Source organism: Cytobacillus horneckiae (genome assembly GCF_002835735.1).
Taxonomy (GTDB): Bacteria; Bacillota; Bacilli; order Bacillales; family Cytobacillaceae; genus Cytobacillus; species Cytobacillus horneckiae.
The window spans coordinates 18021-34268 of the sequence record NZ_PISD01000034.1 but is presented as its reverse complement, the minus strand read 5'-3'; the positions used below and the strand labels follow the sequence as shown (position 1 = coordinate 34268).

Sequence of the window (16248 nt, the reverse complement as noted above, 5' to 3'; positions counted from 1 at the left end):
GGGAGGGGAATTAGAGATTGAATATCTTTAGGATTTTTATAAAAGAAATGAAAAGCAACTTCCGTGATTCACAAACATTTATCTTCTTCCTTGCCTTTCCCATTATTTTAATGACCATCCTAGGAACAGCTTTAACAAATGCTTTCACAGATGGCGTTACGATTGATAATGAAATGAAAATCTTATATAAAAATGAAGGAAATAAAGAGTTGGCAGTTTATTTCAAAGCATTTACAAGCGAAGCATTAAACCATGGCTTCCAATTTGCAGAGGAAAATAATGCAGACAAAGGAATAACAGCGGTGAAGGAAAACGAAGTAGCAGCATTTATAGTGCTGGGAAACGAAGGTGTTGATGTATATGGAAGTGACATAAATACAATTGAATCAGGTGTTATTCAAGGGCTGATGGCGGGGTTTGCCAATCAATATAGCCTTCTTCAGCAGAAAATCAATCCGGTGATAGCTGAGGAAATCCCTAATGACTTTATTTTAACCTCTTCTTTAAATGGAAAAGAGCAGCCGGATTCAATGGATTATTACGCTGTTTCAATGGCCGTCATGCTTAGCTTTTTTAGCCTATATGCAAGTTATCAATTATTTCGTGGTGAAAAGACGTTGAAGACAAGTGTTAGACTTATTGCTGCACCAATAACAAAGGGTGAAGTCCTTATCGGAAAAATGGCCGGTTCATTTACAATGAATGCATTTTTTATCCTTGTATTAATCTTTTTTAGTAAATATGTTTTTGGCGCTGAGTGGGGAGAGCATCTTTGGATGGTACTAATGATCCTCTTTTCATTGATTCTTTTTGCAATTTGTTTAGGAATAGCCATTAGTTTCGTTGCTAAGACGCCAGAAGCTACAGCGTCCATTTCTATCTTCTTTGTTCAAATCGCCTGTTTTCTAGGCGGGGTATATTTTCCTATTGATACCTCATCAGGAAGTCTTTTTAGCTTCTTTGCTTCATTTTCTCCTTTAACCTGGTCTAACGAAGCATTACGGGAAATTATTTTTGCACAAAACGTCGCAGCCGGCTATCCAGTCATTCTCATAAATATTGTTATTGCTGCCGCTTGCTTTTTTATTGCTGTATGGCATCTTCATAGACAGGAGGGCCTATAATGAAGAATATCATCTGGATGATGAGAAATGCATTCAAAGTCGTGTTCAAGGATAAGAAAAACGCACTTATCTTTCTTCTCGGACCGGTTATTTGCATCATGATTGCGGTCACAGCCTATGGGCATTGGGAGGAAGGCGAGATCCGAATCGGTGTGGTCAATGAGGACCAAGACTATATTGCAAATGATACGGTGAAATTTTTCACAGGGATGAAAAATATAAAAGTAGAAGAAATCACTCAATCAGAAATGCAAGAAGCGCTCACCTCTGGTTCGGTAGAATCCGTCATTTATTTAGAAAAAGGATTCACTAATAGCATTGAAAAGGGAAATCCGAGCCATATTCAACTAATTTCGATTAAGGGGGCAGAAGTTACAACATTTATAGAATCATATTTGTATCAATATTTAGGGAATGTTCTCGCTATTTCAAAGCGAGTGCAAGCTGATCATGTGGCTTTTAAAACCGCGTATAATCAATACCAGCAAGAATCCTATGGGATTTCAGCACATACAGTTGAGGATACATCAAAAAATAATATAATGACGGTCAGAACAATGGGGTTTTTAATTATTATTATGTTTTTCACTGCAGGCAATCTAGCTGCTCTTATTTTGAAAGAGAAGGAAAAAAGGACATATTTCAGGCTGATGGTTGCACCGATATCAGCGAAGGAATATGTGCTATCAAATGCTTTTGTTAATGTTTTAGTTATGGTTTTTCAAATTATTATCACAATTATATTAATGAAAACACTATTCAAAATTGATTTAAGGCTGTCTTTTATGGAGATGTTTTTCGTAATGTCGCTTTTCGCTGTCGTAACTGTGGGCATTTCGCTTTGCATTGTGGCATTTGCAAAAAGCTCGGCAGCGGCGTCTGCCATTCAAAATGTGATTGTAACACCGACATGTATGCTATCAGGCTGTTTTTTTCCGCTTGAAGTAATGCCTGAAGTGATTCAAAAAATAGCGAATTTCCTACCGCAAACATGGGTGCTTGAAACGATCGCACAGCTTCAGGGTGGGGCAGCTTTTTCAAGTCTTTATATGAATATACTTGTACTGTTAGCTTTCGGATTAACTTTTGTCTTACTTGCCATTTACCAGTTCAGCAGAAAATCAGATGTCACTGTATTTAGATAGGTGTGATTTTTATCACAGATTAACGGCCCAAGACCTCAAAGTTTAGACGTAGAAGCTGAGGTTGAGATAACTACCCATTAAAGACCGATTATTAGAACTCAGACAAAAATACGCCACGTCCTATGGCAACGTTTTTAGTGAACCGCATCCTGTGGAACCTAAAACCTATCAGAGGGTGATAAAGAAAAACCACTACTGATGGAAGTTTCACTTTATGCTAAAAGAACTATTAAGCAATTAAAAAGTTTATCTCCTTTCATAGAGGGAAGAAGCTCCATAAAGATTTAAATGGAAGGGGATTTTACTTTTGAATAAGAAAGAACAACAACAAACAATAAATGAAAATAGTAAGAATAAGCAGCTGGAAGACTATCGTGTTGATAATAGAGGCAAGAAAATGACAACGAATCAAGGCTTGAAGATTTCAGAGGATGAACACTCTTTAAAAGCGGGGGAACGCGGTCCTACTTTAATGGAAGACTTCCACTTTCGTGAAAAGATGACTCATTTTGATCATGAGCGTATTCCTGAGAGAATTGTACATGCAAGAGGAAATGGCGCTCACGGCTATTTTGAAGTCTATGAATCAATGAAAGAATACACAAAAGCGAAATTTCTGCAGGATCCTGATGTGAAGACACCTGTGTTTGTACGATTCTCGACAGTGGCAGGTTCGAAAGGATCGGCTGACACGGTGAGGGATGCGAGAGGTTTTGCTACAAAGTTCTATACAGAAGAAGGTAATTATGATCTTGTCGGCAACAATATTCCAGTGTTCTTTATTCAAGATGCGATTAAATTCCCTGACTTGGTTCATTCCTTTAAGCCTGAACCGCATAATGAAATGCCACAAGCTTCAACTGCACATGATACGTTTTGGGATTTTGTCGCGAATAATCAGGAGACTGCCCATATGGTTATGTGGACGATGTCAGATAGAGGCATTCCCCGCAGCTATCGAATGATGGAAGGGTTTGGCGTTCATACATTTCGATTTGTGAATGATCAAGGCAAAGCGAGATTTGTAAAATTTCATTGGAAGCCAGTTCTCGGTGTGCATTCACTTGTTTTGGATGAGGCGCTTACGATTGCAGGCAAGGATCCAGACTATCATCGCAGGGATTTATGGGAGTCAATCGAGATGGGGAACTATCCGGAATATGAGCTCGGCGTTCAAATGATAGATGAAGAAGATGAATTTAAGTTCGATTTTGATATACTTGATGCTACAAAAATATGGCCGGAAGAAGATGTCCCTGTCAAAATCATAGGAAAGATGACATTGAATCGCAATCAGGATAACGTATTTGCTGAAAGCGAGCAGGTTGCTTTTCATCCAGGTCATGTCGTGCCTGGGATTGATTTTTCTAATGATCCGCTTTTACAAGGAAGGCTTTTCTCTTATACTGATACTCAATTGATTCGCCTGGGCGGACCGAATTTTCATGAAATCCCAATCAATCGCCCGGTATGTCCGTTCCATAATCATCAAAATGACGGCTATCATCGAATGACAATTAATACTGGTCAAGTATCCTATCATAAAAATTCACTGCTAAACAATGATCCGAGGCCAGCTTCAGAGGAAGAGGGCGGCTATGTTCATTATCAGGAAAAGATTGAGGGGCGTAAAGTTCGTGCACGGAGTGAAAGCTTTGAAGATCACTTCAGCCAGGCGAAGCTCTTTTGGAATAGCATGACCGAGTCGGAGAAAGAACATATTATTGGAGCGTTCCGGTTTGAGCTTGGAAAGGTAAAAAGCAAGGATGTGCAGCAGCAAGTTGTAGACATGTTTAATCATGTTGATGCTGGATTGGCCGCAGAAATTGCAAAAGGAATTGGCGTGGATATTCCAGTTGAAAATGTGGAATCTTCTTGTATGAAGTCATCGCCTGCGTTAAGCCAGGAGAATACGGTGAAGTCGCCTAAGACAAGAAAAGTTGCTGTATTACTAGAAGACGGTTTTTCATATGTGGATGCAAAGTCAGCTATGGAAAAGCTGGAGAATGCAGGCATAGTGCCTGAAGTCATCAGCTCTGCTCTCGGAATAAAGACAAGTGAAGATGGCAAAGAAATCGAGGTGGATAAGACCTTTTTGACCGCAGATTCTGTTCTGTATGATGCGGTGTACGTACCAGGCGGAAAGCAGAGCGCAGAAAAGCTAAAAGCGAGCTTCGACAGCATCGCATTTGTTGCCCACGCATATAATCATTTTAAAGCAATTGGTGCTGGGAATGAGGGAATTCAAGTGTTGCGAGAAGCAAACATAAATGAAATTCCGATGGACATTGAAGGCAAAGTTTATTTTGAAAAAGGCTTAGTGGCTACGCAAAATGTAAATGACTTAACAGCCTTCAGCCAGGAATTTATCCAAGCGATAACAGCTCACCGTCACTGGTCACGCGCGGTATAATCAAGGCATTTCAATTGTAATTAGATTTCAATAAAAAGCAGCAGTTCACAAAAAAAGGCTGGCTGGTCACGCCTCCTTTTTGTGAACTGCTTTTTCTATGCAAACCAATCCATCCACATTCCTAAACCCCAAACAACAACAACCAAACTTCAAATCGAAAAAAACAAAAACACCTAATATTAAGGTTATCCAAAGTTATAATAATTTTTTAAAAAACATATACAATGATGTGGATCACATAGCTTACAGCAGCCTCTTCCCTAACTAATAAATACCTTATAGAAACTAATGTCAAAACTAAGCTCATTTTAATCTATAAACAATTGTCGAAATTTGTGGGTGACAGGTACATTGATTATAAATATTTTTAATAATCTAAAATATTATTGTGTTCTAAATAATTAGAACGTATAATAAAATTGGATTGGTTGATGGTGTTAGGAGGAGGTGGATGGATGTTTGAGAAAAGGTCTATGGAGATCAATTTAGAGCAGCAAAAGGTGATTTCTAGCCCACTTAGGTCAAGAATCATCTTTTTATTAGCAGAGCAGCCGAGAACGGCAAAGCAAGTGGCGGATGAGATGGGGAAATCAGCAGGCAGTATACATTATCATATCCAGCAGCTCTATCATCACGGAATATTGGAATTGGTTGAAACGAAAGAAAATCGCGGCATTATCGAAAAATATTATCAATCAAAGGCAACGCATTTTTACCATCATGAAAATAGCGAAAAACTTAATCATGAAGAGGAAGAACGAAGAGTCGTCAATATCTCTTTAACTGAGGCTGAAAAAGAAGCGTTTATTGTGGAATTGGAACAGCTTTTTTACAAATATATAAAAAGGACTGTGAAAGAAGCGCTTGATCGCACGTCTTATCAGTTGGATGCGACCTTTAAAAAAATGAAAGAAGGAAAAGAGGAGAACCATTAATGGAAACAGCAGTCAAAAGGAATTTAATATTATTCATGATTGGGAAATTCACGGCAGTTCTTGGATCATCCGTATTCGGCTTTGCCATCGGTCTCTACATTCTTGCAGAGACTGGCTCCAGTCTTAACTTCGCCATCACGCTTGTATTAAGTACACTCCCAAGAATCATTCTTTCCCCATTAGCTGGAACAATTGCCGATAGGCTGGACCGGAAGAAAATCATTATAACTACTGATTTTGCCTGTGCAGCCTGGCTTGTCATTACGTTTATCCTTTTTAATTTTGTATTTTCAGCTATTTGGGTTTTATATTTAGCAGCAGCCGTACTAAGTATCCTCAACACATTTTACTCCGCAGCCGTGACATCCGCCATTCATAATATGGTTGGTCCAGACTATCTTCAAAAAGCGTTTTCCTTAAACCAAGCAGCAGCTTCACTTTCAACAATTTTAGGCCCCGTTCTTGGTGGAGTTCTATTTGCTTTAGTTCCTATCACTACATTTATGTTAATTAACACGATTACTTTTGTCGTTTCAGGAATTGCAAGCGTGCTCATACAATACCATCTCTACGCAGAGCAGCGGGCAGAAGCTGATTCAACAAGTGTGCTTCAAGATATTAAGTCAGGCTTTGTATATGTAAAGAATCAGCCATTTATCTTCAATTTGATTCTTATTTCAGTCTTGTTAAACTTCTGGTTTGCCATCTTTCCAGTTGCCCTTCCGTATCTCGTGCTGCAAATCAGAGGAATGGAAGCTTATCAGCTTGGTATAATAGAAGGAACCTTTTCAGTAGGAATGTTGATTATGGCAGTCGTACTGTCAGCCCGAGCAGAAATAAAAAGAAAGGACCGGGCCATTACAACAGGATTGATTGTTTTGCCTATTATATTAGTAATGATCGGTCTGCCTGATTTGCCAATGTTTCTTGGCGTAACGAATGCAGCAATATTTCCGTACTTAATGGTAATGGTGTTTGCCTTATCAGCGTTTATAATGCTGATTAACATGCCAGTCATGGTTTTATTGCAAAAAAGCACACCGGATGTATATCGAGGCAGAGTGACAGCACTAATCGAGATGGGAGCGACGGCTATGGTACCGCTAGGCTATATCCTTTTTGGTGCTTTGCTCGAAAAATTCCCAGTATGGCTGCTCATGACGGCTTGCGGATTCGGTATAGTCCTTCTGATTGCTTATCATCTCTGGAAAAAGACGATTTTCATTCATATGAACGAACTTGAAAGCAAAGCTGTACCGGTAAATTTGGCAGAGAATACACAAACGTAAAAAAAGGAGACAAAGGCTGATAAAAACAGCCTTTGCCTCCCGTTTATTATTGAACTTTATCGTTTATCTCTTCATACCATTTCTTAGTTACAGAAGGGTCTTTATCATTAATAAAAATCGGCCGTTCATCTGTCTCGATATAAAGGTAAGGAGGAGATTGATGCTGGATAAATAGGAGGCTGCTGCCATATCCCTCAACTTTAAAATATCCTTTCGACAATGTTGGCAGTCCTACACCGTTTTGTCTCCATGTAACATCCGGCAAAGAATCCATTAGCTCAACATTTACTACATTGGCATAATCCCATTCTTCACCGTACATTCCGGTGATTTCAAATCCGTTATTTGTCGTTTTTAAAGTATAACCTTGGTAACTAAAGGCAGTAATAGCAGCGATGCCGCCGACAATTATTATGAAAAGTGATAAGCTGATGATATAACTGCGTTTCTTTTTCCGTTGAATCTCAAATTTAGAGAGATAAATCATACCGCCTAATAGAAAGATCAGCATAAAACCGAAAATCACTTCATTTGCATATGCAAACGAAGAAAACGTAATCGGGAAAAGCAATATCATCCCGATGCCGGTGAAGAATATTAAACTGCCTGTCTTCTGAGGATAACCTTTTTCAATTAATTCCTGCTGTTCCGCTTCAGACCGGGTGTTAAATCCAGAAATTAAACCGTAAATACCTTTGAAACGGATGACCCAGCCCAAAATAATGAAAAGTATAGCAATAACTAGTTGAATGACAATAACTGCCGCCATATTATCACTCCTCTCTGCTGGAAATTCTCTTTATTCTATTATATGCTTAAAAAAAAGAGAAGAGGAGGATTATGGTGCAAAAAAGTGAGAAACTTGGACTCGTACTCGACGTAGAAACAACAGGTTTAGGTCCTGATTCAGATGAAGTAATTGAATTAGCAATGAAGCTGTTCTCTTTTCATGAAAATACTGGTGAGATTTTGGATATTAAAGAAGAAGGTTCCTTTCTAAGGGAGCCATTGTCGATGTCGGCAAAAAAAAATTATAATCAAGCATACAAAGTACATGGAATCCCATTTGATGCCGTCGCTGGGAAAAGCTTTGATGAAAGGCTAATAAAGAAATTTTTCTTCCATGCCGATGCTGTGTTTGCTCATAATGCATCTTTTGACCGCAGTTTTCTCTACCGCTTATATCCGGAAGACATTAATGATCTTAAGTGGTATTGTACAATGAGAGGCATTCCGTGGAAAAACTATGGTTTCCCAAATAGTAAGCTATTAACGTTACTGCAATCGCACAATATCAGCAATCATCAAACACATAGAGCTATGGATGATATTACATATTTAATGGAACTGATGAAAAAGAATAGTCCTAACGGCGATCTGTATATGAAAGATGTACTGACAAAAGGACCGATGAAAAAATATCAGCCTGTAGTTAAAAGAAGGTATGGTTAATATGAAGGAGCTTGCTATAGCTAAATAACTGAGTCTATTTTCGTAAAAAAGCTGCTTCTAGATTAGATATTAAAAAAATCTCTATATTAAGAAAATAAAAAGTACACGCCGAGGCGAGTACTTTTTATTGTTGTTGCTTACATTATTTTAAGCAACATGATTATTCCAACCGGAGATATCCTCTTCAAGCGGAATTTGATTCGCCCTCGCTTTTCGAGCTGCAACAAAGAAGATTGTAATTAGAGCGATTGCTCCAATTACCCCGCCAATCCACGAAGTTGACATTGACAAGCCAAATCCGATTTGGGCATTAAGGATATAGGTAATAACCATAACGAGCATAAAGCTTCCAGGCACAAGTGCAATAAAGTAATTTTTCTTTGCTACATAGAGATACATGGCACCTACAAATAACGCAATAACAGCTGTTGACTGGTTGGCCCAGTTAAAGTATCTCCATAGAATATTAAAATCTATTTGAGTAAGAACCATCGAGATAGCAAATAATGGCATGGCAATCCATAACCGACTTGAAAATTTAACTTGCGGGAATTTAATATAATCTGCAATAATCATTCGAGCACTTCTAAATGCTGTATCACCGGAAGTAATGGGAAGCACAACTACGCCAAGCACAGCCAATGTCCCTCCAATTGCACCAAGCAGTGTAGTAGAAACTTCACTAACTATTGCGCCCGGACCGCCAGCAGCAAGCATTTCATTTAATCCGCCATATCCATTAAATAGGCTCATTGCAGCTGCTGCCCAAATCATTGCAATAATCCCTTCTGCAATCATCATCCCATAGAAAATTTTACGACCTTGTTTCTCTTTTTGTGTCGTCCTAGAAATAATTGGCGTTTGAGTTGCATGAAAACCACTTAATGCACCACAAGAAATCGTAAAGAATAATAAAGGCAAAATTGGTGCATTGTCAGGATGGAAGTTCGTAAATGACAGCTCAGGAATTGGTGCACCAGTAACTAATAAGCCGATTCCGACCCCAAGTGCACTCACAACTAATAATGCACCAAAATAAGGATATAAGCGTCCGATAATTTTATCAACTGGTAAAAGCGTTGCTAAAATATAATATAGGAAAATAAATCCAATTAGTAAGCTTAATGCTACCTTCCCATCCATAAGTAAGTGTAACAAGCTTGCTGGAGTCGATACGAATACAGTCCCTACTAGTAAAAGAAGTAATATAGCAAAAGCATTTACAACATGTTTCATTACTTTTCCTAAAAATTTGCTAGCAAGTTCAGGCAGGTGAGCACCACGGTTTCTAATCGAAATCATCCCGGTTAAATAATCATGTACAGCCCCGGCAAAAATACAGCCGATTACAATCCATACAAATGCGACTGGGCCGTATAAAGCTCCCATAATTGGACCGAAAATAGGACCTGTACCAGCAATATTCAATAGCTGGATCAATGAGTTTTTAGGTGTACTCATTGGCAAATAATCAACGCCATCTTTATGAGTAAATGCTGGAGTTGCTCGTGCTTCATTTACACCAAATACTTTCTCAACATACTTTCCATATGTGAAGTAGCCAATGACTAGCAGCACAATACATGAAATAAATGTAATCAATATAAGTCCCTCGCTTTCAAATGTATACGTTTACATTCATTATAAAAGAGAAGTAGATAAATATGACCATTTTATGAACAACATGCAGGAATCGTATTCTAAAAAGTAGAAAAACTCGATTAACATGCAAGATTTTATTTTAAAAGTCTGATTATTCCCAAGTTAACATTTATATTTCAATACGGGACCGCAAATCTTTTATATAATTTCTGCTCACTGATAGTTTCTCTTCACAGCCATCCAACTCTAACTGAAAGGCACCATTAAACCAAGGGGTAAGCCGATTTATATAATTTAAATTCACTAAGTAGCTTTTATGAATACGGCAAAAAGAAAAGGTGAGCAATCGATTTTCCAAATCTTTTAGTGATGTTTTTGTTTCATAGCTTTTGTGAGTGGATTTTATTTTTGAAATTTTTTCATCTTTATAGACATAAATTATATCTTTTGGCTCAATATAAAGTATTTCTCCCTTTTCCTCGATTGCCAGTTTGCCTTCCACTTTTTTAACCTTAGAGCCAGCGGGATTTGAAAGCTTTTTAACGATACGTTCAATTGTTTGTACGAGTTGATCTTCATCATACGGCTTTAATAAATAATCCATTGCTTCGTACCGAAAGGCTTCAGCAGCAAACTGAGGATAGGCAGTAGCAAATACAATGATTGGCGGCTTTTTTAATTCTGTTAAACTTTTGGCCGCTTGCATCCCGTTCATTTTCGGCATTTCAACATCTAAAAAGACAACATCTGGCTGATATTGAAGTGCTTTTAAGATACCGGATTCACCAGATTCTGCTTCATCTATCACGTCAAGGCAGGAGTATGATTTTAATAAATGTTTTAATTCATCTCTGCTATATGGTTCGTCATCTACGATTAATATTTTTATTTTTTTATCCACGAGTATTCTCCTCCTTAGGCAAAGGTATTGCAAAATTTATTTCTGTACCTTTATTTAATGAACTTGTAATTTTTAATTTCGATTCATCCCCAAAGTTCATAACCAATCTTCTGTTTACATTATACAGGGCTAGTCCTGTTCCATATTCTGAATCAATCTGCTCGTTTCCGATTTGATTGATTCTCTCCTCATTCATGCCGCTTCCATTATCGGAGACTGATATATGAGCAGAACCTTTTTTAATACAAATGGAAACGTTAATTATGCAATTGTGCTCCATATCCTTAAAGGCATGTTTAACTGTGTTTTCTACAATAGGCTGCAGTGTTAAAGGCGGAATTTTATAAGCCAGCGCTCTTTTATCAATATCGTAAATAACTTTTAATTTATCGGAAAAGCGTGTTTCCTCAATTACTAAATACGCTTTAGTATGGATTAGTTCCTGTTCTAAAGAGGTCATATTTACTGTAGTTGATGAGAGATTTTGCCTTAGAAACTTTGATAAAGTAATTAACAATTTTCGTGCTTTATTTGGATTTACTCTTATTAAAGAGACTACAGTATTAAGTGTATTAAATAAAAAATGAGGGCTTATTTGCGCCTGTAATACTTTGATTTCTGCTTCTTTAGCCAGTTGATATGATTTTTCCGCCTCTGCAATCTCCAATTGATTGCTTAATAGAACGCTTAATCCCGATATCATTTCGACTTCAAGGTTGGTTATTTCTTTTTCAGAACGAAAGTATACTTTTAACGTCCCAATGATGGCATCGCGCTGTTTTAAAGGGGCTATAACTGCTGCGCCAAGAGGGCAATTCGCTACACTGCAAAGAATCGTTTGGTCATTTGCAACTACGAGCCTTCCATTTTTGATTACATCTTTCGTAATTTGAGTTTGTATCGGATGTGTTGGCTTATGATGGTCGTTACCCATACCGACATGAGCTAGAATTTCCGTAGTATTTGTTATGGCGACAGCTTTTGCTTTAATTTCTTTATGCAATATTTTACATACTTCAGATGCTGAGCTGGAATTTATCCCATTTCTTAAGAAAACTAAGGTTTGATCAGCAATTCTTAGTGCTTTTTGCGTTTGTAGTGCTCCTTCTTTTTTTTCTTCATTTACAACATTCTTTATAATTAATAGAAATAATGCTGAACCAAGGCCGTTGGCAAGAATCATAGGCACCCCGATAATTTCTACAAGGGAAACTGCTTTTTCCATCGGTTTTGCAGTGAGGATGATAATAAACATTTGAAGGGCTTCTGCAGAAGAACCGATTAAAAATGCAGTAGAAAGCCTTACTGGACTCCCTTTTTTATGAAAATAACCTGCCAATACACCAGATATAATCGTTGCAAAGCCACATGCTATAGCTGTGAATCCTCCTAAAGTAAAACGGTGGATGCCGGCAATCAGCCCTGCTCCAATCCCGACTTTATACCCACCAAATAATCCAGCAAGCACAATGCCGATTACTCTTGAGTTAGCAATGGCCTCTTCAAAAGCTAAATCGGATGCCCAGCGGTTAAACTGCTGTGTATCAGCGTTTAATGAAAGTCCAGAATATGTTCCTATAATTCCAAAAAATCCAAAAAACAAAATGGCTTTATATTGCTGCTGTTTATTGACTCTTTCTTGATAAATCATATCTCGAAAAAATTGAAATCTTGTAAGAATAAAGGCAATCATAACTATGATTCCAAGGCGCTCAAGCATTGTAATTAAAAGTTCAAACATAACAGGTTCTCCTTTAATAGAATGCCTTAATTCATCTGCACTGAAATAGGTTTAGTATTACACTCATTATAACTTATCACTTATAAATAAAATCAATTTGATATAAGTATATAAGGAAAAAGGACCATAATATAAAAATTTTGAATTTTTTAAAAAGTAACATTCTGCCCATTTGCTTATTTTTCCACTTTCTGTTATTATATAAGAGATTATTTTTGTTCGTAATGAAAGGAAAGATACGTTTTGAAACGATCGCCTGAATATGTTGGACAAGAATAGTAATACATTGTGTAAGGATACACGAGGAGGCTATTATAATGGCACAAGGAAAAGTAAAATGGTTTAACGCAGAAAAAGGTTTTGGATTCATCGAAACTTCAGAAGGACAAGATGTATTCGTTCATTTCTCAGCTATTCAAAGCGAAGGATTCAAAACGCTTGACGAAGGTCAAGATGTATCTTTTGATGTTGAAGAAGGCCAACGCGGACCTCAAGCATCTAACGTTGTTAAACTATAATTAACAATGTGCGGACAGGCTCTCTTAGAGAGCCTGTTTTTTTTGTAGATACAAAATGAGCAACTACATTGAGTCTGAATTAAATAGTTTATTTGACGAATCAGAAGCTGATTGATTAGCTACGACAGTATTCTTACCGATTACAACGGAAAATACGACAATCACAGCTGTTGCCATTGTGAAAATTGTGATTGATTCGTTCAAAAATAATGCGGCAAAAAGTATCATTAAAAATGGCTGTAAATATTGAATCTGACTGACCCTTGAAATTCCTCCCTTTGCAAGTCCGTTATACCATGCAACATATGCTAAAAATTGGCTAACTACAGCTAAGTAAATAAAGCTAGCCCAAGCCTCTATCGGTGCATGAAGCATTTCATTAGAAAAGTTCAAATAAACAGGAATAATAAAAAATGGTGCCGCGATGACTAACGCCCAAGTCTTTTTCAAGGGGGAAGGATCGATGATGAATATCCTATCTTTGTCAACAATTGATAAAAAGGCAGTAAATGATTTTTTTACAAAGCATTGGGGATGTCCGCAAATGGTTATTTCGAGCGGAGTGTTCGATTGTGATCAACTGCCTGGTTTTTGCGTGATGAAAGGGCAAGAGATCATTGGATTAATTACCTATTGCGTAACTGATGGAGAATGTGAAATCATTTCTTTGGATAGTGTTGTGGAAGGAAAAGGGATAGGTAGTAAGCTGATGGTAAAAGTAGAGGAGAAAGCAAAGGCTGAGGGCTGTAGCAGCATAAAGCTAGTCACAACAAATGATAATGTATACGCTCTTTCTTTTTATCAAAAAAGGGGCTACAGATTAGCAAGGATTATTCCTCATGCAGTAGAAAAGGCTAGAAAGCTGAAGCCAACGATTCCTTATGTTGCCGAAAACGGCATACCGATTATAGATGAGATTATCTTGGTAAAAGGGATATGATGTCAGTTAGTTAAGGTTCGCCATCTTTTAGAAAAAGACTTATAATTATGAACCTTGAGCACCGCCTTACTATGTTCATGTAAAATAGACTATAATAAAAGAAGACATCAAAAAAAGGTAGGAATAATTATGATAGTAAAAACAGAAGAAGAATTAGCCGGTTTAAAGGAAATCGGCAAAATTGTCGCGTTGATTCGTGACGAAATGATAGCAAGTACAAAACCAGGCGTGACAACGAAAGAACTAGATGAAATAGCAGGCAAGCTCTTTGAAGAGCATGGCGCATTATCTGGTCCTAAGGGAGAGTATGACTTCCCAGGCTATACATGTATCAGTGTGAATGAAGAAGTCGCCCATGGAATTCCAGGAGCACGGGTCATCAATGAGGGTGATCTTGTTAATATTGACGTGTCAGGTTCTAAAAATGGCTATTTCGCTGATACAGGCCTCTCCTTCGTTGTTGGTGGAAAAGACGAAAAGCTGATTGATTTATGTGAGACAGCGAAAAAAGCTTTTGATGAAGGAATTAAAAAAATTAAGCCTGGTGCCAAATTAAACAGAATCGGAAAAACGGTTCATCAAACAGCGCGCAATCATGGTTACAATGTAATCATGAACTTGACTGGACATGGTATTGGCCGCTCTTTGCACGAAAAGCCGGATCATATTCTGAATTACTTTGATTCATGGGATAATCAGCTTCTAAAAGAAGGAATGGTCATTGCCTTCGAACCGTTTATCTCTACCGGAGATGAAGAGGTTCGTGAACAAAGCGACGGCTGGACATTTATTACGCCTAACAAAAGCTTTGTTGCTCAATGCGAACATACAATAATCGTTACTAAACAAGGCCCAATGATTATTACACAATAAACTAAGGAACAGGTGAAAACCTGTTCTTTTTTATCGAAATATATATATCTTTATAAACTGAAATGGCTTTCTTATTTAACTTTATGCCCATTTACCTTTATGATAGAAGTAAGATTGGAAAGGGGATGGGAAGCATGAAAGCGATTATACATAAAGGCGAGGCAGGATTGTCAGGCACTTCATATGGTGAAGTCACACCGATACAAGTGAAAAGTGACGAAGTAAGAGTCAAGTTGAAAGCTGCAGGAATGAATCATAGGGATCTATTTGTCCTGCATCGCCATAAACCCGAAGAACCAGCATTAATTATTGGTTCTGATGGAGCGGGCATCATTGAAGAAATCGGAGAAGACGTATCAGGCCATAAAGTCGGAGATGAAGTAATGATTAACCCTGGCCTTGGCTGGAATGAAATTTCTGATGCCCCTCCAGCAGGCTTTGAAATTGTCGGTTTTCCGTACAACGGTACATTTGCGGAATCCATTGTCATTCCAGCAAAAAATGCTGTCAGCAAGCCTGAGTTTTTATCATGGGAAGAGGCAGGTGTCCTGTCGTTAGCTGGATTGACGGCCTATCGTGCATTGTTCACAAGAGGGAAAGTGCAGGAAGGAATGAAAGTGTTTATTCCAGGTGTTGGTGGGGGAGTAGCAACTTTCTTACTGCAATTTGCACTTGCCGCTGGGGCAGAAGTGTATGTAAGCTCACGTTCTAAAGAAAAGCGGGAGAAAGCTTTACAATTAGGAGCGAAGCAGGCGCTGGACAGCAACGGAAATTGGCGGGAAGCAATCGGAGGAAAAATAGATTTAGTTATTGAATCAGTTGGCGCCGCAACCTTTAATCAATCGTTGGAAACGCTTCGTCCTGGTGGAACACTTGTTATATTTGGATCGTCTACAGGCGATGAAGTAAAAATTAACCTGCGTAATTTCTTTTATGGTCAGCATAATATTCTCGGCAGCACAATGGGCAGTGCCGAGGAGTATAACGAAATGATTGCACTTGTTAAAAAACATAAAATTAAACCAGTAATGGATGAAACATATACTTTGGATCAATATAAAGAAGCTTTCGAAAGATTAGAAAAGGCAGAGCAGTTAGGAAAAATTGCATTTCGCATTAACTAAACCACAAGGAAACCCAAGGCTGTCCATGCTTGGGTTTCTTTTTATTAATCATTCAATTTTAAAAAGAGGTGTAACCCGGTCAAAGATATTCAAACTGGAACTAAAATCAAGTGAGAACACTGAAAAATGGTCTCAGTTCTCCAAACTAGAACCAAAATCAAGTGTGAACACAGAAAAAGGGTCTCAGTTCT

General features: G+C 37.9%; 14 protein-coding genes and 1 pseudogene. 10 read left to right on the top strand and 5 right to left on the bottom strand.

Annotated elements, in window-relative coordinates; all coding sequences use genetic code 11:
• Window positions 1-17 precede the first annotated feature (17 nt).
• The 5 genes from CWS20_RS16105 to CWS20_RS16085 all read left to right on the top strand — a co-directional run bounded on the left by CWS20_RS16105 (window position 18) and on the right by CWS20_RS16085 (window position 6906).
• Window positions 18-1124: an ABC transporter permease gene (locus tag CWS20_RS16105; protein WP_083957314.1), complete on the top strand. Its 1107-nt coding sequence runs from the start codon at window positions 18-20 to the stop codon at window positions 1122-1124.
• Window positions 1124-2269 (top strand): ABC transporter permease, encoded by a 1146-nt coding sequence (locus tag CWS20_RS16100; RefSeq protein WP_066195125.1) that lies wholly within the window; start codon window positions 1124-1126, stop codon window positions 2267-2269. The genes CWS20_RS16105 and CWS20_RS16100 overlap by 1 nt, the downstream gene beginning before the upstream one ends.
• A gap of 334 nt (window positions 2270-2603) precedes the next feature.
• On the top strand, window positions 2604-4682 hold the full coding sequence (locus CWS20_RS16095) for a catalase (RefSeq protein ID WP_411814271.1): 2079 nt from the start codon (window positions 2604-2606) through the stop codon (window positions 4680-4682).
• 455 nt (window positions 4683-5137) lie between these two features.
• Window positions 5138-5617: an ArsR/SmtB family transcription factor gene (locus CWS20_RS16090; RefSeq protein WP_241198808.1), complete on the top strand. Its 480-nt coding sequence runs from the start codon at window positions 5138-5140 to the stop codon at window positions 5615-5617.
• Complete coding sequence (locus CWS20_RS16085; protein WP_066195131.1) at window positions 5617-6906, top strand: MFS transporter; 1290 nt, start codon at window positions 5617-5619, stop codon at window positions 6904-6906. Before CWS20_RS16090 ends, CWS20_RS16085 begins: the two co-directional genes overlap by 1 nt.
• 46 nt (window positions 6907-6952) lie before the next feature.
• Here CWS20_RS16085 and CWS20_RS16080 read toward each other — a convergent pair whose 3' ends face one another.
• Window positions 6953-7675, bottom strand: coding sequence for a DUF3784 domain-containing protein (locus CWS20_RS16080; RefSeq protein WP_066195134.1), 723 nt, complete (start codon window positions 7673-7675; stop codon window positions 6953-6955).
• Between the two features lie 71 nt (window positions 7676-7746).
• Here CWS20_RS16080 and CWS20_RS16075 point away from each other — a divergent pair, with 71 nt between their 5' ends.
• The gene (locus CWS20_RS16075) at window positions 7747-8358 is read left to right on the top strand and encodes an exonuclease domain-containing protein (protein WP_241198809.1); all 612 of its coding nucleotides are present in this window, start codon (window positions 7747-7749) and stop codon (window positions 8356-8358) included.
• A 147-nt stretch (window positions 8359-8505) separates the two neighbouring features.
• Here the strand turns inward: CWS20_RS16075 and CWS20_RS16070 are convergent, their stop codons facing one another.
• The 3 genes from CWS20_RS16070 to CWS20_RS16060 form a co-directional block, all read right to left on the bottom strand.
• Entirely contained in the window at window positions 8506-9960 is a 1455-nt protein-coding gene (locus tag CWS20_RS16070) for a carbon starvation CstA family protein (RefSeq protein ID WP_066195140.1), read from the bottom strand.
• Between the two features lie 169 nt (window positions 9961-10129).
• Window positions 10130-10861, bottom strand: a complete 732-nt coding sequence (locus CWS20_RS16065; RefSeq protein ID WP_066195142.1) for a LytR/AlgR family response regulator transcription factor — start codon at window positions 10859-10861, stop codon at window positions 10130-10132.
• Complete coding sequence (locus tag CWS20_RS16060) at window positions 10854-12602, bottom strand: sensor histidine kinase (RefSeq protein WP_066195145.1); 1749 nt, start codon at window positions 12600-12602, stop codon at window positions 10854-10856. The genes CWS20_RS16065 and CWS20_RS16060 overlap by 8 nt, the downstream gene beginning before the upstream one ends.
• A 317-nt stretch (window positions 12603-12919) precedes the next feature.
• On the opposite strand from CWS20_RS16060, the gene CWS20_RS16055 reads away from it, so the two are divergent.
• Window positions 12920-13120 carry a cold-shock protein gene (locus CWS20_RS16055; RefSeq protein ID WP_066195147.1) on the top strand — a complete coding sequence of 67 codons (201 nt, stop codon included), beginning with the start codon at window positions 12920-12922 and terminating at the stop codon, window positions 13118-13120.
• 63 nt (window positions 13121-13183) lie between these two features.
• On the opposite strand, the pseudogene CWS20_RS16050 reads toward CWS20_RS16055, so the two are convergent.
• Window positions 13184-13558: pseudogene (locus CWS20_RS16050) on the bottom strand (DMT family transporter); the annotation flags it as partial.
• A gap of 25 nt (window positions 13559-13583) precedes the next feature.
• Between CWS20_RS16050 and CWS20_RS16045 the strand changes: the two are divergent.
• From CWS20_RS16045 to CWS20_RS16035, 3 genes are all read left to right on the top strand, one after another.
• Entirely contained in the window at window positions 13584-14060 is a 477-nt protein-coding gene (locus CWS20_RS16045; protein ID WP_241198810.1) for a GNAT family N-acetyltransferase, read from the top strand.
• Between the two features lie 129 nt (window positions 14061-14189).
• The gene (gene map / locus CWS20_RS16040) at window positions 14190-14933 is read left to right on the top strand and encodes a type I methionyl aminopeptidase (protein WP_066195150.1); all 744 of its coding nucleotides are present in this window, start codon (window positions 14190-14192) and stop codon (window positions 14931-14933) included.
• 134 nt (window positions 14934-15067) lie between these two features.
• Entirely contained in the window at window positions 15068-16057 is a 990-nt protein-coding gene (locus CWS20_RS16035) for a zinc-binding dehydrogenase (protein ID WP_066195152.1), read from the top strand.
• Window positions 16058-16248: the final 191 nt, after the last annotated feature.